Annotated in this window: 13 protein-coding genes; 8 read left to right on the forward strand and 5 right to left on the reverse strand. The window is 73.5% G+C overall.

The annotated features are described in order from the left end of the window. Window positions 1-13 precede the first annotated feature (13 nt). Together ABZ919_RS06815 and ABZ919_RS06820 are read right to left on the reverse strand one after the other, a co-directional pair. Entirely contained in the window at window positions 14-1,564 is a 1,551-nt protein-coding gene (locus ABZ919_RS06815) for a M23 family metallopeptidase (RefSeq protein ID WP_361243564.1), read from the reverse strand. A gap of 217 nt (window positions 1,565-1,781) precedes the next feature. After that, entirely contained in the window at window positions 1,782-2,633 is an 852-nt protein-coding gene (locus ABZ919_RS06820; protein WP_361243566.1) for an alpha/beta fold hydrolase, read from the reverse strand. Window positions 2,634-2,857: 224 nt separating this feature from the next. Between ABZ919_RS06820 and ABZ919_RS06825 the strand changes: the two genes are divergently transcribed. Beyond that, window positions 2,858-3,280 carry a cobalamin B12-binding domain-containing protein gene (locus ABZ919_RS06825; protein WP_361243567.1) on the forward strand — a complete coding sequence of 141 codons (423 nt, stop codon included), beginning with the start codon at window positions 2,858-2,860 and terminating at the stop codon, window positions 3,278-3,280. Here the strand turns inward: ABZ919_RS06825 and ABZ919_RS06830 are convergent. Together ABZ919_RS06830 and ABZ919_RS06835 are read right to left on the reverse strand one after the other, a co-directional pair. Then, window positions 3,256-4,941 carry a DUF5691 domain-containing protein gene (locus ABZ919_RS06830; protein WP_361244078.1) on the reverse strand — a complete coding sequence of 562 codons (1,686 nt, stop codon included), beginning with the start codon at window positions 4,939-4,941 and terminating at the stop codon, window positions 3,256-3,258. The two genes, ABZ919_RS06825 and ABZ919_RS06830, sit on opposite strands and share 25 nt — an antisense overlap. 70 nt (window positions 4,942-5,011) lie before the next feature. Beyond that, a complete protein-coding gene (locus ABZ919_RS06835; protein ID WP_361243569.1) occupies window positions 5,012-6,358 on the reverse strand; it encodes an SWIM zinc finger family protein in 1,347 nt (448 codons plus the stop codon). 141 nt (window positions 6,359-6,499) lie between these two features. Here ABZ919_RS06835 and ABZ919_RS06840 point away from each other — a divergent pair, with 141 nt between their 5' ends. The 7 genes from ABZ919_RS06840 (at window position 6,500) to sucD (ending at window position 17,468) form a co-directional block, all read left to right on the forward strand. Further along, a complete protein-coding gene (locus tag ABZ919_RS06840; RefSeq protein ID WP_361243571.1) occupies window positions 6,500-7,639 on the forward strand; it encodes an AAA family ATPase in 1,140 nt (379 codons plus the stop codon). Next, complete coding sequence (locus tag ABZ919_RS06845) at window positions 7,636-10,524, forward strand: DUF5682 family protein (protein ID WP_361243573.1); 2,889 nt, start codon at window positions 7,636-7,638, stop codon at window positions 10,522-10,524. Before ABZ919_RS06840 ends, ABZ919_RS06845 begins: the two co-directional genes overlap by 4 nt. Continuing rightward, window positions 10,521-11,699 carry a VWA domain-containing protein gene (locus ABZ919_RS06850; RefSeq protein WP_361243575.1) on the forward strand — a complete coding sequence of 393 codons (1,179 nt, stop codon included), beginning with the start codon at window positions 10,521-10,523 and terminating at the stop codon, window positions 11,697-11,699. The genes ABZ919_RS06845 and ABZ919_RS06850 overlap by 4 nt, the downstream gene beginning before the upstream one ends. Window positions 11,700-11,830: 131 nt before the next feature. Continuing rightward, complete coding sequence (locus tag ABZ919_RS06855) at window positions 11,831-12,811, forward strand: hypothetical protein (protein WP_361243577.1); 981 nt, start codon at window positions 11,831-11,833, stop codon at window positions 12,809-12,811. A gap of 194 nt (window positions 12,812-13,005) precedes the next feature. Next, a complete protein-coding gene (locus tag ABZ919_RS06860; protein ID WP_361243578.1) occupies window positions 13,006-14,919 on the forward strand; it encodes a hypothetical protein in 1,914 nt (637 codons plus the stop codon). 457 nt (window positions 14,920-15,376) lie between these two features. After that, window positions 15,377-16,555 (forward strand): ADP-forming succinate--CoA ligase subunit beta, encoded by a 1,179-nt coding sequence (sucC, locus tag ABZ919_RS06865; protein ID WP_361243580.1) that lies wholly within the window; start codon window positions 15,377-15,379, stop codon window positions 16,553-16,555. A gap of 28 nt (window positions 16,556-16,583) precedes the next feature. After that, window positions 16,584-17,468, forward strand: a complete 885-nt coding sequence (gene sucD, locus ABZ919_RS06870; RefSeq protein WP_361243582.1) for a succinate--CoA ligase subunit alpha — start codon at window positions 16,584-16,586, stop codon at window positions 17,466-17,468. Between the two features lie 70 nt (window positions 17,469-17,538). On the opposite strand, the gene ABZ919_RS06875 is transcribed toward sucD, so the two are convergent. Beyond that, entirely contained in the window at window positions 17,539-18,357 is an 819-nt protein-coding gene (locus ABZ919_RS06875; RefSeq protein ID WP_361244079.1) for a sigma factor-like helix-turn-helix DNA-binding protein, read from the reverse strand. Window positions 18,358-18,363 lie beyond the last annotated feature (6 nt).

Below are 18,363 nucleotides of genomic sequence, written 5' to 3' on the forward strand. Positions count from 1 at the left end.
CAGCCCCCGGGGCCTACGTCGGATCGAGCCCGTGGCTCCGCAGCCACGGCAGCGGGTCTATCGCCGCCCCGCCCGCGGGCCGTACCTCGAAGTGCAGGTGCGGACCCGTGGAGTTGCCGGAGTTGCCGGAGTAGGCGATCGGCTGGCCGGCCTGGACGGATGTCCCGGCGGGCACCCGGTAGCTGGACAGGTGGCAGTACCAGGTCTGCGTGCCGTCCTTCGCCGTCAAGATCATCATGTTGCCGTAGGCGCTGTTCCACTTGGTGGAGACGACGCCGTCGGTCGCGGCCATCACCGTGGTGCCGTACGCGACCGGGAAGTCGATGCCGGTGTGGACGGACATCCAGTTCACACCGGCCTGGCCGAAGTAGGCGCTGAGCCCCTTCTGGGTGACCGGCAGCACGAACTTGGGGCGCAGCCGCTCCTTGAGCGCGGCCTCCGCGGCGGCCTTCTTCTTCTGCAGCTCCTGCTGGTTCTTGAGGTCGATCCGCTCCTGCGTGCGGCTCGCCCGGTCGGCGAAGTTCTCGGCGCCGGCGGAGAGGGTCCTGAGCTGGCTGTCCAGCTTGCTGTTGGCGACCGACGGCTTGACCGCGTGCGGGTCCGAGGCCGAGGCGGTGGTCTCCTTGCCGTCGTCGGTCAGCGCCCCGACCGAGGCGGCGGCGATCCCGGCGACGCCCATCACACAGGCCGAGGGGACGGCGACGGTCAGCAGCGCGGAGCGCTTGGCGGGCGGGCGACGGCGGGAGCGCGCGCCGCTGCGCGAGCCGGCGCGGGCCGTGGGCGCGCTCTCCTCCTGGTCGTCCAGCAGGCCGGGCGCCGCGGCGGGCAGTTCACCGGCCGCGTCGAGGTCGCCGTCGCCGGAGTGCGCTTCACCCGAGGCGGTGTCGTACGGCGCCTCGTCCTCGTACGGCGCTTCGTCCTCGTACGGCGTTTCCTCCTCGTACGGCGCATGCCCGTCGTACGGGGCCTGCGGGAAGGCCGCGGTGGCCTGTGGGTCGCCGACCTGGTCGAACGTCGCGGTGGCCTGCTGGCCGAACGGTTCGGCAGACTGCTCGGGCTCCGCCGGCACGGCCTGGCCACTGGAGTTCCACTGCGTGGCGTCGTACGTGCCCGTCTCGAAGGTCTGGGTGCCCCAGACCCACTGCTGGGTCGGCTCGGCGATGCCGGACTGGTCGGGCCCCAGCCAGGCGCCGGCGTCCCACTGACCGCTGATGTCGTTGCCCGTCGCCTGGGCAGGGAACGTCCAGGCGGTGGTGTCGTGGACACCGGAGTCGTAGGCGGCGTGATGCTGGGCCGCGTACGGGGCGTAGTTCGGACTCTGCCCGGTCTGCCACTGCGTGCTGTCGTACGGGCTGGTGATCTGCTGGCCGGGCAGGCTGCCGAAGAGGGGGTCCGTGGAGAAGGTGCCGGTGCCGGCCGGCAAACCGCTGGCGTCGTAGCCGCCGTACGTGGTGAGGTCACCGTAGGGGGCTTCATGCGTCCCGTACGGCGCGCAGTGCGTGGCGGAGGCGTCGGAAGCCGGGGCCGGGGTGGTCATGGTCCCCGACGGGTGACGGTCGTTCACCAACTTCTCTTTCGCCTCGACAACAGGGGCTGCCAGAGCAGTGCGGTGACTGTACCCGCCGGTACCTGGGCGCGACAATCTTCCGGTGGTTTCGCGTGGGCCGGAAACGGGCATTCGGCGGCGTTTCGGGGGCGCCGGGCACGAGCTTGGCCGAGAGTTCGATTGACGTTCGATGTGCAGTGACCGTTGGTCACCTGTGCGTCCGCTGCCGGTCGTGTCACGCCACCGTCAGACCACCGGTCACCCGGTCACCGGGGTGTGCGGCGTCCAGGGCCTCGCGTATTCCGGCCGCGACGGCGGGGTGCACGGGCAGGGCGAGATGCCCGATGCCGGTGACCCGGACGTTCTGCGCGTCGAGGTCGGGGTGCTCCAGGCGCGCCGTCTCCAGCGGCACCATCACGGAGTCCAGATCGCTCCAGAAACTGACGAACCGGGTACGGCAGCCGGGCGCGGGGCGGGCCAGCTCCTCGATGACCTGCGAACCAGGCCGCATCTGGCGCACGATCGGATGGGCGTTGGCCAGTGGCGCCGCGCTGGTCCCCGAGTGCGGTGTACCCAGCGTGACGAGCGTGCGCACCCGCAGGTCGCCGCCCAGGCACTGTGCGTAATAACGGGCGATCAGCCCGCCGAGGCTGTGCCCCACGATGTCGACCCGGTCGCTGCCCGTGCGCTCGCAGATCTCCTCGACGTGCCGGCCGAGCAGCTCGGCGGCGGCGCGGATGTCGCAGGTCAGCGGGGAGTAATTGAGCGAGATGACGCGCTGCCCGCCGTGCTGGGCGAGGCTGCGGCGCAGCAGCACGAACACGGAGCGGTTGTCGATGAAACCGTGCAGCAGCACCACGGGCGGGCCGGACCGGACCGGCAGCCGGGTGGCTCCGTCCCCGGTGGACGGGGCGGGGCAGCGGGATTCCTGGATGAGACCGGTCGGATAGAGCAGCAGGTGACCGGCCAGAATCGCGGCTTCGAGGGCGGTGGCTTTCAGCAGGGCGACGGAGAGTCCGGCGAGTCTGCCGGGCCACAGGCGGCGGCAGAGCGGGAGAAACAGCGGCAGTACCCCGGTGACCTTCATGGCCGACCTCCTGTCGGCACGCCGGAGGACGGCTCGATCCCCCGTGTGCCCTGATGTCCCACCATGTGATTTCCCCCTCGCTGCGCACCGTAAAACTGCCGGTTGCGGGATGCTGGAGATAACGTTCGTTCACTTCGCGACGGGTGGCGGAACGCGCCAAAAGTGCGGTACTTGTCGTTACGGACGGAAGCGATCGCTTCCGGGGTCGTTTGATGGAGGCAGTGATGGGTGTGGCAGCCGGTCCGATCCGCGTGGTGGTCGCCAAGCCGGGGCTCGACGGCCACGATCGCGGGGCCAAGGTCATCGCGCGGGCCCTGCGCGACGCCGGTATGGAGGTCATCTACACCGGGCTCCACCAGACGCCCGAGCAGATCGTGGGCACCGCCATCCAGGAGGACGCCGACGCCATCGGTCTGTCCATCCTCTCCGGCGCGCACAACACGCTGTTCGCCGCGGTGATCGACCTGCTCAAGGAGCGCGACGCGCAGGACATCCTCGTCTTCGGCGGCGGCATCATCCCGGAGGAGGACATCCCGCCGCTGAAGGAGAAGGGCGTCGCGGAGATCTTCACACCGGGCGCGACGACCACGTCGATCGTGGAGTGGGTGCGGGAGAACGTGCGTCAGCCGGCCGCGTCCGGAGGCTGAGCCGACGGTCCGGTGAGCGGGGGGTGGTCCGGGGCCAGCTCCCCGGCCATCGCCGCGCGCAGCCGCAACGTGGTCACCAGCCGCTGGAACGCCTCCGCCCAGTAGCCCCCGGCTCCCGGCGCGGCGTCCTCGTGTTCGTCGGGTATCGCCAGCAGGGCCTCCAGGCGGGTGGCCTCCGCGGGGTCCAGGCAGCGTTCGGCCAGCCCCATCACCCCGCTGAAGCTCCACGGGTAACTGCCCGCGTCACGCGCGATGTTGAGCGCGTCCACGACGGACCGGCCCAGCGGTTCCGCCCAGGGCACCGCGCACACCCCGAGCAGCTGGAACGCCTCCGACAGGCCGTGGGCGGCGATGAAGCCGGCCACCCACGCTGCCCGTTCCGTCGGTTCCAGAGCGGCCAGCAGCTTCGCCCGCTCCGCCAGCGACACCGCTCCCGGCCCGCCGGCTTCCGGCGCCGACGGTGAGCCGAGCAGTGCCCTCGACCACTCGGTGTCCCGCTGCCGCACCGCCGCCCGGCACCAGGCGGCGTGCAGTTCGCCCTGCCAGCCGTCCGTGACCGGAAGCGCCACGATCTCCCGCGCCGTCCGGCCGCCGAGCCGTCCACGCCATGTGGCGAGCGGGGCCGCCTCCACCAACTGCCCCAGCCACCACGACCGTTCTCCTCTTCCGGCGGGGGGCGTGGCCACCACGCCGTCCCGTTCCATACCGGAGTCGCAGGCGTGCGGCGCTTCCACCACGATCGCCGAGGAGTGCCCCGTGTGGTCCAGGGCCACACAAGCCCCGGCTCGTACGGCCATGCGCGCGGCGAGCGCGGACGCGGGCAGTGCCGACAGCAGTTCCGCGGCCGTCGCCCGCACGTTGCGGCTGCGATCGCCCAGCGCCTGTTCCAGAAACGGCTCGTCCGCTGGGGACAGGCCCCTGCGCAGCGAGTCCAGGAACATCAGCCGGTCCTCCGCCCGCTCCGTCGGCCAGGTCGACGCGAGCAGTTCGCGTGCGAGCCCGGGCGCACCGGCGCGCAGCGCGCCCAGCAGGGCCACCCGCTCGGCGAACAGCCCTTCCTGCCACAGCCGGCGGACCCCCTCGCCGTCCCCGGGGTCGGGCAGTGCGGCACCACCGCCCGGAGCGGCGCGCAGCGCGAAGCGCCAGTCCGGGTTCAGCCTGGCCAGCCACAGCGCGCGCGGGCCCGCGAAGGCCAGCGCCGCCGGGCGCAGGTCGGTGCGGCCCCGGGCCGCGTCGAGCAGGGCGGGAAGCGCCTGCGGGGGCGCCGCGTATCCGTGTGCGTTGGCGGCGGCGAGCCACTGCGGGAGCAGTTCCATGAGGTCCGGTGAGCTGCCCCGGCGGCCACCGGTCCCGCCCGCGGAACGGCCGGCCAGCAGTGTGGCGAGTCTGCGGGCCGCCGCAGCGGGCAGCGCAGGGCGTGGATCTCCGGGCGCCGGTTCCGGCAGGCGCGCCGCCCGCGCGGGCCGCAGTCCGGCCCGTCGCCGCACGGTCGCCACGGCGGCCTCGTCGAGCAGCGCCAGCGGTGCCCGGCGGCCGGACCCGACGTACGCCGCGGGGCGCCGGTCGGTGCCGAGGAGAGCGGCGGTGACCAGGTCCTCCCAGGAGCCTGCCGGGGTCCTGGCGCCCCGGTCGGCCGAGGCCGTCCCGTCCATCCAATTCATCCTGTTCATCCCGTTCCCTTCGCTGCGAGTGTCCGAGGGGTGCCGGTGCCCTCCGTGCGCGGCAGGCGGCTCAGCACAGCGGTACCGCCTCGCCCGCGCCCTGCGGCCAGGCGGTGAGCGGGGTGAAACCGCGGTGGCCGCACTCGCCGAAGACCGTGACCGGGACACCGCCGGACAGGGCGACCAGCCGCCACAGGCCGGGGCGGGAACGGGCGGCCCGGGTCAGTGGGAGGGCGCAGTCCGTGCCGGCGTCGGCCAGCTGCCACAGCTCGCCGTCCGGGACCGGTATCACCCGATCCAGCGTCACCGGGATGGACTCCAGCCAGGGGTCGTCGCGCAGCGCCTCGCCGTAGCGGGCCGCCGCCTCGGCGGTGGTCGTGCCCGGCGGGCGGAAGGCGGCCGGTGCGGGCGGGGCGAACCGCTCGCGCAGGGCGGACCTGGACCCACCGGCCCCCGGAGGGGTGGACAGCTCCGCGTCCAGGGCCAGACCGACCGGCAGCGACAGCTCCGGAGCCCGGCCGGCCGCGCCGTAGGACAGCAGCAGCCGGGTGCGGCCCGAGGCGGCACCGTGCACCCATATCCGGCGGGTCGTCAGTTTCGCGTCCGCCGTGTCGTACTGGGCGAGGACCAGCCAGCGGTCGCGGACCCGTTCACCCCCGGCGGCGGGCAGGCCCAGCCGGGAGCGGACCGTGGCCGCGAGGGCGTCCGGCAGCCGGTCGTGGTGCAGCCAGCCTTGGTCGAGCAGGTGCAGCAGGGCGCATTCCTCCAGCAGCCGGGCCGGCCAGCCCGCTCCGGACGCCGGTATCGCCCCCAGCTCCCGCACCCGAGCGGCGAGTCCGGGTGCCTGGGCGTCGACCATGCGGGCCGCCGTCTCGTCCCACAGGCCGTACCCCCTCTGCTCGGCCGTGGCCAGGCCGCCGCGCAGGAGGTCGGCGAGGCGCTGCTCCAGCTCCGTCGCGCCTGCGGTGACCCGCTCGGCCCGGCGCTCGGCCCGCCGCCGCGCCGCCTCCGGATCGGCGGACCCCGAGCTTCCCGGTGTGCGGGTCTGCTTTGTCCCGGCGCGCTCGCGTCTGCCCGCGAGCCACTGCTCGGCCCAGTCCGGTGGCTCGGCGGCGGCCGGCACCGAGCCGTCGCCGCGGGCCCACAGCAGGAGCAGTCCGAGCGCGTGCTTGCACGGGAACTTACGGCTCGGGCAACTGCACTTGGACGCCGGTCCGGCCGCACCCGCGAGGTCGACCACCGTCTGATACGGCCTGCTGCCGCTGCCCTTGCACAGCCCCCACACCGTCCCCTCTCCACTGCCCGCCCCGGACCACGGACCGGCGTGGCCGAGCTTGCCTCCCGCTGTACGTGACGCGGCGTCAGGCGCCAGTGACAGCACCTGTTCCGCGGTCCAGCGCACCTCCTGCTCAGTCATGTCTGCGACGGTAGGTCCCGCCACTGACAATCCGTCGGGAGCGGATGTTCGCGCAGGTCAGAGCGATTGTCAGTGGCGTGGTGCACGGTGGATGCCAGATCCGAACCGGCCGAGCTGGAGGGGGCCTCAGCCATGTCAGCCATGTCTGCCGAGTCTGTGTCCGTGCGACCTAAGACCGCCGAACCGACCCACGGCGTGAGCGCGCAGCCGCTGCGCCCGCATGCCGAGCACGCCTTCGCCGCCGAACTCACCGCGCTCGCCGCACAGGACGACCGCCCGCGTCCGGCCCGCTGGAACCTGTCGCCGTGGGCGGTGGCGACCTACCTGCTCGGTGGCACCCTGCCCGACGGCACAGTGATCACACCCAAGTACGTGGGCCCGCGCCGGATCGTCGAGGTCGCCGTCACCACGCTCGCCACCGACCGCGCCCTGCTCCTGCTCGGCGTGCCCGGCACCGCCAAGACCTGGGTGTCGGAGCACCTGGCGGCCGCGGTCAGCGGCGACTCCACCCTGCTGGTGCAGGGCACGGCCGGCACACCGGAGGAGGCGATCCGCTACGGCTGGAACTACGCGCAGCTGCTCGCGCACGGCCCGAGCCGGGACGCCCTCGTGCCCAGCCCCGTCATGCGCGCCATGGCCGAGGGCATGACGGCCCGGGTGGAGGAGCTCACCCGCATCCCGGCCGACGTGCAGGACACGCTGATCACGATCCTGTCCGAGAAGACCCTGCCGGTCCCGGAGTTGGGCCAGGAGGTCCAGGCGGTCCGCGGATTCAACCTGATCGCCACCGCCAACGACCGGGACAGAGGGGTCAACGACCTCTCCAGCGCGCTGCGCCGCCGTTTCAACACCGTGGTGCTGCCACTGCCGGCGAGCGCCGACGCGGAGGTCGACATCGTCACCCGGCGGGTGGAGCAGATCGGCCGCTCCCTCGACCTGCCGGCCGCACCTGACGGCATCGAGGAGATCCGCCGGGTCGTGACCGTCTTCCGGGAGCTGCGCGACGGCATCACCGCCGACGGCCGCACCAGGCTGAAGTCGCCCAGCGGCACGCTGTCGACGGCTGAGGCGATCTCCGTCGTGACGAGCGGCCTGGCCCTGTCCGCGCACTTCGGCGACGGTGTGCTGCGGCCGGGCGACGTCGCCGCGGGCATCCTCGGCGCGGTCGTGCGCGATCCGGCGGCCGACCGGGTCGTCTGGCAGGAGTACCTGGAGACCGTCGTCCGCGAGCGTGCGGGCTGGACGGACTTCTACCGCGCGTGCCGGGAGGTGAGCGCATGACCGACGACTCCCGCTGGCCCAAGGCCCACGGCTCCGGGCCACTCCTGCTGGGAGTGCGGCACCACGGACCCGGTTCCGCCCGCGCGGTGCGCGGCGCCCTGGACGCGGCCCGGCCCGCCGCCGTCCTGATCGAGGGCCCGCCCGAGGCCGACGCGCTGGTCCCGTCGGCCGCCGACCCGGATCTGCGGCCCCCGGTCGCCCTGCTCGCCCATGCCGTGGACGAACCGGGCCGCTCGGCGTTCTGGCCGTTCGCCGAGTTCAGCCCCGAATGGGTGGCGATCCGCTGGGCCCTGGAACACGACGTGCCGGCCCACTTCATCGACCTGCCGGCCGCGCACACGCTCGCCTGGGGGGAGAGAAAGAAGGAGGGCGAGGAGGTCTCCGCCGAGCCCGGATCGTCCGAGCCCGGATCCTCCGCCGCACCGGGCCCCGCCGAGCCCGGATCGTCCGTCGCGCCGGGCCCCGCCGAGCCCGGCGCGGACCCGCGGGACGCCGAGGACGCACCGGACACCGGGGAGCAGGTCCGTGTCGACCCGCTGGCCGTGCTCGCCGAGGCCGCCGGACACGACGATCCGGAACGCTGGTGGGAGGACGTCGTCGAGCACCGGGGCCCGGGTGAGCGGGACCCCTTCGCCTCCTTCGCCGCGCTGGAGGAGGCCATGGGCGCACTGCGCGAGAGGTACGGCGCCGGCGGGCACCACCGGGACCTCGTCCGCGAGGCCCACATGCGGCTGCGGCTGCGCGCGGCGCGCAAGGAGTTCGGCGACGAGGTCGCCGTGGTCTGCGGGGCCTGGCATGTGCCCGCGCTGCGCGAGAAGACCACTGTCACCGCCGATCGGGCCCTGCTGAAGGGACTGCCCAAGGTCAAGACCGATCTGACCTGGGTGCCCTGGACCCACCGCAGGCTCGCCCGGTCCAGCGGCTACGGCGCGGGCATCGACTCGCCGGGCTGGTACGGACATCTGTTCCACGCGCCCGACCGCCCGGTCGAGCGCTGGCTGACCAAAGTGGCGCGGCTGCTGCGCGAGGAGGACCGGATCGTGTCCTCGGCCCACGTCATCGAGGCCGTCCGGCTAGCCGAGACCCTGGCGGCGCTGCGCGGCCGTCCGCTGCCAGGGCTGAGCGAGACCGTCGACGCCGTGCGCGCGGTGATGGGCGACGGCTCGGACGTGCCGCTGGCGCTGGTGCACGACCGGCTGGTGGTCGGGGACGTCCTCGGCGAGGTCCCCGAGTCGGCGCCCGCGGTGCCGCTCCAGCGCGACCTGACCCGGAGCCAGCGCTCGCTGCGGCTCAAGCCGGAGGCGCTGGAGCGCGAGCTGGAGCTGGACCTGCGGGGGGACACCGACGTGGGCCGCAGCAGGCTGCTGCACCGGCTCCGCCTGCTGGGCGTCGACTGGGGCGAGCCCGCGCGGTCACGGGGGAGCACGGGCACGTTCCGGGAGACCTGGCGGCTGCGCTGGGAGCCGGAACTGTCGGTCAGGGTCGCCGAGGCGGGGGTCTGGGGGACGACCGTCCTGGCCGCGGCGCAGGCCAAGGCCGAGGCGGACGCGACGGCCGCGCGCACCCTCGCCGACGTCACCGCGCTCGCCGAGCAGTGCCTGCTCGCGGGACTGCCGGACGCCCTGCCCGTGGTCATGCGGGTCCTCGCCGACCGGGCCGCGCTCGACACCGACGTCGGTCATCTGGCCCAGGCCCTGCCCGCCCTGGTCCGCTCCCTGCGCTACGGCGATGTCCGCGGCACCGACACCGGCGCGCTGGCCGGCGTCGCAGCGGGCCTCGCCGGACGCGTCTTCGTCGGTCTGCCCCCGGCCTGCGCCGCGCTCGACACGGACGCGGCCAAGGAGATGCGCGGCCATGTGGACGCCGTGCACACAGCGGTTGCGCTGCTGACGGAGACACCGGCCGGTGGGGGCGCGGGGGCCGGCGCGGCCGCGAGTGCCGCACCGGCTGCCGGACACGGTGATCTGCGCGACCGCTGGCGGGCGGTCCTGCGGACCCTGTCGCTGCGCGACAGCGTGCCGGGTGTGCTCCGCGGGCGGGCCGTGCGCTTGCTGCTGGACGACGGAGAGTTGGGGCCCGCGGAGGCGGCGCGGCTGATGGGGCTCGCACTGTCACCGGGGACTGCGCCCGCCGACGCCGCCGCCTGGATCGAGGGTTTCGTCGGCGGGGGCGGTGGCGGGCTGCTGCTGGTGCACGACGAGCGGTTGCTGGGCCTGGTGGACGGCTGGCTGACCGGGGTGCCGGCGGAGGCGTTCACGGACGTACTGCCGCTGCTGCGGCGGACGTTCGCGGCGTACGGCCCCGGCGTGCGCAGAACGCTCGGCGAACTGGTCAGGCGCGGGCCCGGAGACCGGGCGGCCGGTCCCGCGTCCCACGGAGCCGTGACACCCGGCTTCGCCGCCGAGCAGGACATCCGGCGCGCCGACGCCGTACTGCCGGTGCTGCGCCTGCTGCTGGGCCTGGAGGACCCGCTCCCTCGAGAGCCGGCCGCCCCCGTCCCCTTCGGCCGCGGCCGAAGTCGGCCTGGGCCGGCCGAGCGTGACCCGGGGCAAGACGGTCAGGGGCGAGGTGGTCAGGGGCAAGGCGGCCAGGAGCAAGGTGATGGGGAGCAGTGGCCTTCGGGGCGGGGCGATCCCACTCGACGTGACCCCGTTCCAGGGCACCCCACTCAACTTGACCCCACTCGACGTGGCCCCGTTCAGGGCGACCCCACTCAATGCGATCCCACTCAATGCGATCCCACTCAATGCGATCCCACTCAACGTGATCCCACTCGAGGCGATCCCGTGCCGGACGATCCGAACGATCCGGACGATCCGGTCGGGCGGGGCGCGGCCTGGTGTGGCACGACCGACGACAACGACCTCGCGGAGGTGGGCACATGACGACCGAACCGAGGGCGGTGCACCCCGACGAGCCGACGCGGGAGCGGCTGCGGCGCTGGCGGCTGGTGCTCGGCGGCGACCAGGCCGACGGCACCGGATGCGCGTTGTCCGGCCGGGACGCGGCGATGGACGGCACGCTCGCCGCGCTGTACGGCAAGGGGGACAAACCGCAGGCCGGACAGGACCGTTCGGCGGGGCTCGGCGCCTCGGCACCGTCGGTGGCGCGCTGGCTCGGGGACATCCGCGCGTACTTCCCTTCCTCCGTCGTCCAGGTCATGCAGCGCGACGCCATCGAACGGCTCGGCCTCGCGTCCCTGCTGCTGGAGCCGGAGATGCTGGAGGCGGTGGAAGCGGACGTCCACCTGGTCGGCACGCTGCTCTCGTTGCACAAGGCGATGCCGGAGACGACGAAGGAGACGGCACGCGCGGTCGTGCGCAAGGTCGTCGAGGATCTGGAGAAGCGGCTGGCGAACCGTACCCGGGCCACGCTCACCGGCGCCCTCGACCGCAGCGCGCGGATCAGCCGCCCGCGCCACCACGACATCGACTGGAACCGTACCGTCGCGGCCAACCTCAAGCACTACCTGCCCGAGTACCGCACGGTGGTGCCGGAACGGCTCGTCGGATACGGGCGGGCGGCGCGGTCGGTGAAGAAGGAGGTCGTGCTCTGCATCGACCAGTCCGGGTCGATGGCGGCGTCCGTGGTCTACGCGTCCGTGTTCGGCGCGGTCCTCGCCTCCATGCGGTCGATCAGCACCCGGCTGGTCGTCTTCGACACGGCGGTGGTGGACCTCACCGACCAGCTGGACGACCCGGTCGACGTCCTCTTCGGCACCCAGCTCGGCGGCGGCACGGACATCAACCGGGCGCTGGCCTACTGCCAGTCGCAGATCCCTCGGCCCGCCGAGACCGTGGTCGTGCTGATCAGCGACCTCTACGAGGGCGGGATCCGCGACGAGATGCTCAAGCGGGTGGCGGCGATGAAGGCGTCCGGGGTGCAGTTCGTGGCGCTGCTCGCCCTGTCGGACGAGGGTGCGCCCGCCTACGACCGGGAACACGCGGCGGCGCTCGCCGCGCTCGGCACACCGGCCTTCGCCTGCACACCGGATCTGTTCCCGGAGGTCATGGCGGCGGCGCTGGAGAAGCGGCCGCTGCCGATACCGGACACCGTGTGACGCCGGACACGAAAGAGTAAGGAAAAGGGACATGACTGCCCATCGGTAACAGGGGGGTTGCATGGGCTCGGGCGTGCCGTGCGAGGATCGGCGGGAGCCCGTGTCGTGCCGAGCCGAGGATGTCCAGCTCCTTGACCTTCCCAGCAGCCCCCCTTGGTACCACCGTGCGCGTGCTGCGTACGGCGGCCGGGCGGCGTGCGCTCCAACTGGTGCTGCTGGTGGGCGGGCTGTTCACGCTGGGTTTCCTCTGTGGTGAACAGGCGCACGCGGCCGACGGGCCACCGGTGCCGGTGACGCCGGTGCGGTCCGTGGGCGCCGGGCACGCGGACCCGGTACGGCCGGTACTGCCGGTACCGCCGGTAACTGTGGTGCGCGCAGTACCGACGGCGGACGCGGTCCCCGTGAGCCGCGCGGTCCGAACGCTCCCGGGACAAGTCGCAGCCCCTGTGCACCGGGTCACTGAGCGGCTCGCCGCCCCTGTGCACCTGGTCACCGAGCCGCTCAACACCCCTGTGCACCGGGTCACCGAGCGGGCCGTCAGCCCCGTCCGCGACGTCGTGACGGCTGTTTCCCGCTCCCTTGAGTCCGCGGCCACCCGAGCCGTCGAGAGGCCCGAGGCCTCGGCGCCCCCCGTGACCCTGCCCGACCTCACCCACGTCCCGGGCGCTCCGGTTCAGCTGACACCTGATCCCCGGTCCGCCGGCCCGCGCCCGCAGTCGTACGGCGGTGCTGCGGTGGCCGCTCCGGTGGAGCAGGGGCCGCGGCACGCCCGCGCCCAGGGCCGTACCGCCGTCGGCGCATCGGCGCAGACCGCCCCGTACGGACCTGAGGCCTTCTCCGCGCCCCAGTCGGCGCTCCGGTCCGCGCCGCATTCCGTTGCGCACCGCGAAGCCGCCGCCGTGAGCGTGCCCGGCCTTCCGGCGCCCACCGGAGACCCGGACGCCGTGCTCGGCAAGCAGGCCGTCGACGGCGGCGCGTCCCGGCACGGTGACGCGCACGCCGTCACCCTCGGCGACCGGGTGCCCCTGTGGCTCGCTCCCGGCACCACGGCGCGCGTCGACGCGTCCCGTACCCGGGAACGGCACCGGGACATCCCCGTCTTCCCCGGCTAGGCGGCACGGTCGGCCTCCCCGCCGCGAGCTGACGCGCGGGGCGAAACAGGTCTGCCCACCCACCCGACGGAACCCCCTGGTCGCATCCATCGGTACGCAGCCGTACACGGCCGTACCCAGCCGTTTCCGGCCGTCCCGCCCATTCCTGGCTCTTACGGCCATGTGCGGCTATTTTCAAAGGACTTGACGCACGCATGAACAAGAACATCCGTCGTTCGATCGTGATAGCCGCTGGTGTCACCGGTGCATGGGCGCTCGGTTCGGCCGCCGCCAGCGCCGACGAACTGTCCGCCACCTCCGTCTCCGTACCGGAAGCCGGCGCCGAGACCGGAGGCGTCGGTGACTCCGTCGCCGGTACGGTCGACGGTGTCCTCTCCGGCGTCCACGACACCGTCTCCGGCGTCCAGAACACTCTCTCCGGCCTGACCGACGGCGCCGGCTCGGGTGCCACGCCCACCGTCTCGGGCACCGCCGCCGAGGCCACCCGGTCCCTGCAGGCGACGGGCACCACCGCCACCACCGCCACCGGCGCCGCCGAACAGGCCCGCCGCTCCGTCGGCGCACAGGTCCCGAGGGCCGCGAGGATCCGGGGTGCCGCCGCCGTCAGGGGTGCTCAGTCCGCCCGTGCGGCGCAGACGCACCTCCAGGACCGTGCCAGGGCGGACGGCGCGCATGCCGACGGCCACATCGCGCACGTCGCCCACGCGGCCGGGCACGCCGCGCCCGCCGCGTCCGGCGGCATGGGGCGGCGCACCGCCCAGGACGAGATCGACTACCTCTTCGGCCCGCTCTCGTCCTTCGCCCCCGAGGTGGAGGAGGCCCTGGCCGCCGCCCAGTCCAGGCTCCAGGCCACCCAGGCGGCCGCCCGGCTGAAGGCGCAGGGCGTCGAGGGCGCCGTACGGACGACGGCACAGCGGACCGTCGCCGGTGCACAGGGCCGCACGGCCGGTGCCGCGCACGTCGCGAGCGGTACGGCCGCCGAGGCGACCGGCGCGGCGGAGGCCTCCGCCGCCGGTGTGCCGGCACATGTCACCGGTACGGCCACGGGCACCGCGCAGTGGGCCGTCGGCACGGTCCGGGCGGTGCCCGGCACCATCACGCCGGTGGTGGACGAGACGGCCGCCGCCGCCGTCCCGCCGGTGGCCTCCACCGCGGTGCACGGCGCCGTGCCGATGGCCGGGCGGTCGGTGACGGGCGTGCGGGCCACGGCCGGGCGCGCGGTGACGGGCGGCTACGGAACCGCCCAGCACACCGTCTCCGCCGTGCACGGTGTCGCCGGGAGCACGGTCTCCGGGGCGCTGGGCGTCGCCGGGGGCGCCGCGTCCGGTGGGTACGGGACCGCCGTCGGTGCCGTCCACGGGGTCCAGGAGGGCGCCGGAGGCGCCGTCGGCCGGGTCCACGGGGTCGCCACGGGCGTCGTCGGCGATGTGCGGCTGACGGCCGCGGATGCGAGCGCGTACGCCGGCGGGCCGCTCGGGCAGGCCGCGGCGGACACCACGGACGCGGTGCTGCCGCCGGTCGCCTCCGGTGCCCTGCACGGGATCGTGCCGGTGGCCGGGCAGGCCGTCACGGACGCGGGCGCCCTCGCCCACGGCGTGGCCGGTGACGTCGTGCCCTTCGCGGGCGGCACCGCCGGTGCCGTACCGCCGCTCGCGCACGACGTGACCGCCCGGGCCGGCGCCTTCGCCCAGGGCGTCACCGCCCAGGTGCCGCCGTTCGCGGCCGGGGTCACCGCCGCGACCGCGCCGCTCACCGGCACCGTCACCGGGACCGTCGTGCCGGTGGCCGACGGCGTGGGCGGGAGCAGCCTGGGCCTGGCCCACGGCGTCGCGGGCGCCGGCGGACCCTTCGCGGCCGGGGTCACCGACGCAGCAGCGCCGCTCGTGCGGCAGGCGGAAGGGTTCGCGTACGGCGTCCAGGGCACGGTCCGGTACGCCACGGGTCCGCTCGCCGGGCACGCCGTCGGCGGGGCCGAGGCGGTCACCCGTACGGCCGTACCGGCGTACTTGAAGGACTCCGGGGACGGCACGGGCCGCACGGACCTCCAGGACTTCCCGCAGGCGTACGGCGTACAGGACGCCGCACCGGGCATCTCCTACCAGGGCTGAGCGCCCCGACCGCTCCGCGGGGTGTCCGGACCCGGACGGCCGAATGCCGTCGGCCCGTCCGGCCGGTGCCCCGCGGCACGGGCGGGTGGTCCCCATTGGGGTGGGGATCAACCGCCCCGGCCCCGGAACCACCGGGGCCGCCCCAGAGGCCTCACCGGGTCAACCCCAGCCCGGTGAGGCCTCGCACCTGCCCTCGACGCCACCGATCCACCCACGGGCCGCCGTGATCCATCGGCACGCCGTGCCAGAAAACCCGGCATCATGTGACAGGTATCACCGCTCGTGTGTGACCCTCGATTTAGGGAGCCCCCGCAAGCGGCGATAACCTGCGAGACGGACATGCCGCGCGCTCGGACACCGTGTGCGCCTCCCTTGTGACAAGCGGACGTCACGTTGCCCTTCGCGGCACGCCCACGCATCCAACGAACCGCGAGATCACTGATAGGGACGGAAGCGCGTGGACCTGTTCGAGTACCAGGCGAGGGACCTCTTCGCCAAGCACGATGTACCGGTGCTGGCCGGTGAAGTCATCGACACGCCTGAGGCGGCGCGCGAGATCACCGAGCGTCTGGGCGGCAAGTCCGTCGTCAAGGCGCAGGTGAAGGTCGGTGGTCGTGGCAAGGCCGGTGGCGTCAAGCTGGCCGCCTCCGCGGACGAGGCCGTCGCCCGTGCGACGGACATCCTCGGCATGGACATCAAGGGCCACACGGTCCACAAGGTCATGATCGCCGAGACCGCTCCGGAGATCCTCGAGGAGTACTACGTCTCCTTCCTCCTCGACCGTGCCAACCGCACCTTCCTCTCCATCGCCTCCGTCGAGGGCGGCATGGAGATCGAGGAGGTGGCCGCCACCCGTCCGGAGGCCGTCGCCAAGACGCCGATCGACCCGATCGACGGTGTGGACGAGGCCAAGGCCCGCGAGATCGTCGCGGCCGCCAAGTTCCCGGCCGAGGTCGCCGACAAGGTCGCGAACGTCCTCGTCAAGCTGTGGGACACCTTCATCAAGGAGGACGCCCTCCTCGTCGAGGTGAACCCGCTGGCCAAGGTCGCCTCCGGTGAGGTCATCGCCCTCGACGGCAAGGTGTCGCTCGACGACAACGCCGAGTTCCGTCACCCCGACTTCGAGGAGCTCCACGACAAGGCCGCGGCCAACCCGCTCGAGGCCGCCGCCAAGGAGAAGAACCTCAACTACGTCAAGCTCGACGGCGAGGTCGGCATCATCGGCAACGGCGCCGGTCTCGTCATGAGCACCCTGGACGTCGTCGCGTACGCCGGTGAGAAGCACGGTGGCGTCAAGCCCGCCAACTTCCTGGACATCGGCGGTGGCGCCTCCGCCCAGGTCATGGCGAACGGCCTGGAGATCATCCTGGGCGACCCGGACGTCAAGTCCGTCTTCGTCAACGTCTTCGGTGGCATCACCGCCTGCGACGAGGTCGCCAACGGCATCGTGCAGGCCCTGAAGCTCCTGGAGGACCGCGGCGAGAAGGTCGAGAAGCCGCTCGTCGTCCGCCTCGACGGCAACAACGCCGAGCTGGGCCGGCAGATCCTCACCGACGCCGACCACCCGCTGGTGCAGCGCGTCGACACCATGGACGGCGCGGCCGACAAGGCCGCCGAGCTGGCCGCCGCCAAGTAAGCACTCAGGACGAGGACACCAACACACCATGGCTATCTGGCTCAACAAGGACAGCAAGGTCATCGTCCAGGGCATGACCGGCTCCACCGGCATGAAGCACACCAAGCTCATGCTCGGTGACGGCACGAACGTCGTGGGCGGCGTGAACCCGCGCAAGGCGGGTCAGACCGTGGACTTCGACGGCACCGAGGTACCCGTCTTCGGCTCCGTCAAGGAGGCCATCGACAAGACCGGCGCCAACGTCTCCGTCATCTTCGTGCCGGAGAAGTTCACCAAGGACGCGGTCGTCGAGGCCATCGACGCCGAGATCCCGCTGGCCGTCGTGATCACCGAGGGCATCGCCGTGCACGACTCGGCGTCCTTCTGGGCGTACGCCGGCAAGAAGGGCAACAAGACCCGCATCATCGGCCCGAACTGCCCCGGCATCATCACCCCGGGCCAGTCCAACGTCGGCATCATCCCGGGCGACATCACCAAGCCGGGCCGCATCGGCCTGGTGTCGAAGTCCGGCACGCTGACGTACCAGATGATGTACGAGCTGCGGGACATCGGCTTCTCGACGGCCGTCGGCATCGGTGGCGACCCGATCATCGGCTCCACCCACATCGACGCCCTGGCCGCGTTCCAGGACGACCCGGAGACCGAGCTCATCGTGATGATCGGTGAGATCGGCGGCGACGCCGAGGAGCGTGCCGCGGCGTTCATCAAGGAGAACGTGACCAAGCCGGTCGTCGGCTACGTCGCGGGCTTCACCGCGCCCGAGGGCAAGACCATGGGCCACGCCGGTGCCATCGTCTCCGGCTCCTCCGGCACGGCGCAGGCCAAGAAGGAGGCCCTGGAGGCCGCGGGCGTCAAGGTCGGCAAGACCCCGACCGAGACGGCGAAGCTCGCCCGCGAGATCCTGGCCGGCTGAGTTTCCCGGCCGACCGCACGTAGGCCCGCCCCCTCCGCCGGGGCGGGCCTACGGCGTTCCGGCCACCTCCTCACCGCGGCTGGGGGGCCAGCCTCTGCGGTCCCTTCGCGGCAGCGCTGCGCAACTGCTGCTGCAACGCCTGTTCCTCGCGCGACAGCGGCCCCATCGCCTGCGCCGGCGGGACCCCCTGCACCGCCTGGGCCGGGGCGATCGGTGCCTCGAAGTGCGTCGGTGCCGTCCACAGCGTGAGCGTCGTCGCGCCGACGATCGCCACCGTGAACGCGATCGCCGCCCGCGTCCAGAACACGTTGCGCCGTTCGCCCGTGCGCCGCACCGGCTCCGCCTCGATCGCGCGCCACCGCTGCGTCGAGCCCAGCACCAGCAACCGGCGATGCAACTCGGCGGGGTCGGCCAGTTCCGGCAGACACGCGGCCAGCGTCTCGCGGGCGTGGGTCAGCCGGTTCGCGGCGGCCGGGGTGCTGGCCTCCGTCTCCGCCGCCGTCTCCGGCAGATCGAGGCCCACCCCGTCGTACAGCACGAGCGTGCGCCGGTACACCGGTGGCAGGTTCAGCAGGGCCTCCAGCAGCGCTCGGTCCGCCGGGTCGGCCAGCGGCGGCTCCGGGCTGCGGTGCCGGCGCCGGAAGCGGTGCCAGGGCGAGAGCGCGCACTCGTGCGCGGCAGCCCGCACCCAGCCGCCGGGATCCCGGTCCCGGGCCACCTCCGGCCAGCGCTGCCAGGCCAGTTGGAAGGCCCGCTCCACCGCCTCGCGGGCCAGTTCCCGGCGCCCGGTGAGCAGATAGCTCTGGCGTACGAGGGCGGGGGCGCAGAACGCGTACAGGGTGTCGAAGGCCTGAGCGGGCGTCAGGGGCTCCGGGCCACCGGTGGTCATCGCTTG

Source organism: Streptomyces sp. NPDC046759 (assembly GCF_040645475.1).
In the GTDB taxonomy this organism is placed as follows: Bacteria; Actinomycetota; Actinomycetes; order Streptomycetales; family Streptomycetaceae; genus Streptomyces.

Coding starts and splice junctions, on each gene's coding strand:
- ABZ919_RS06840 (WP_361243571.1), top strand. CDS start 6,500: ATGTCTGCCGAGTCTGTGTCCGTGCGACCTAAGACCGCCGAACCGACC.
- ABZ919_RS06835 (WP_361243569.1), bottom strand. CDS start 6,358: ATGACTGAGCAGGAGGTGCGCTGGACCGCGGAACAGGTGCTGTCACTG.
- ABZ919_RS06830 (WP_361244078.1), bottom strand. CDS start 4,941: ATGAATTGGATGGACGGGACGGCCTCGGCCGACCGGGGCGCCAGGACC.
- sucD (WP_361243582.1), top strand. CDS start 16,584: ATGGCTATCTGGCTCAACAAGGACAGCAAGGTCATCGTCCAGGGCATG.
- ABZ919_RS06825 (WP_361243567.1), top strand. CDS start 2,858: ATGGGTGTGGCAGCCGGTCCGATCCGCGTGGTGGTCGCCAAGCCGGGG.
- ABZ919_RS06875 (WP_361244079.1), bottom strand. CDS start 18,357: ATGACCACCGGTGGCCCGGAGCCCCTGACGCCCGCTCAGGCCTTCGAC.
- ABZ919_RS06860 (WP_361243578.1), top strand. CDS start 13,006: ATGAACAAGAACATCCGTCGTTCGATCGTGATAGCCGCTGGTGTCACC.
- ABZ919_RS06820 (WP_361243566.1), bottom strand. CDS start 2,633: ATGAAGGTCACCGGGGTACTGCCGCTGTTTCTCCCGCTCTGCCGCCGC.
- ABZ919_RS06845 (WP_361243573.1), top strand. CDS start 7,636: ATGACCGACGACTCCCGCTGGCCCAAGGCCCACGGCTCCGGGCCACTC.
- ABZ919_RS06850 (WP_361243575.1), top strand. CDS start 10,521: ATGACGACCGAACCGAGGGCGGTGCACCCCGACGAGCCGACGCGGGAG.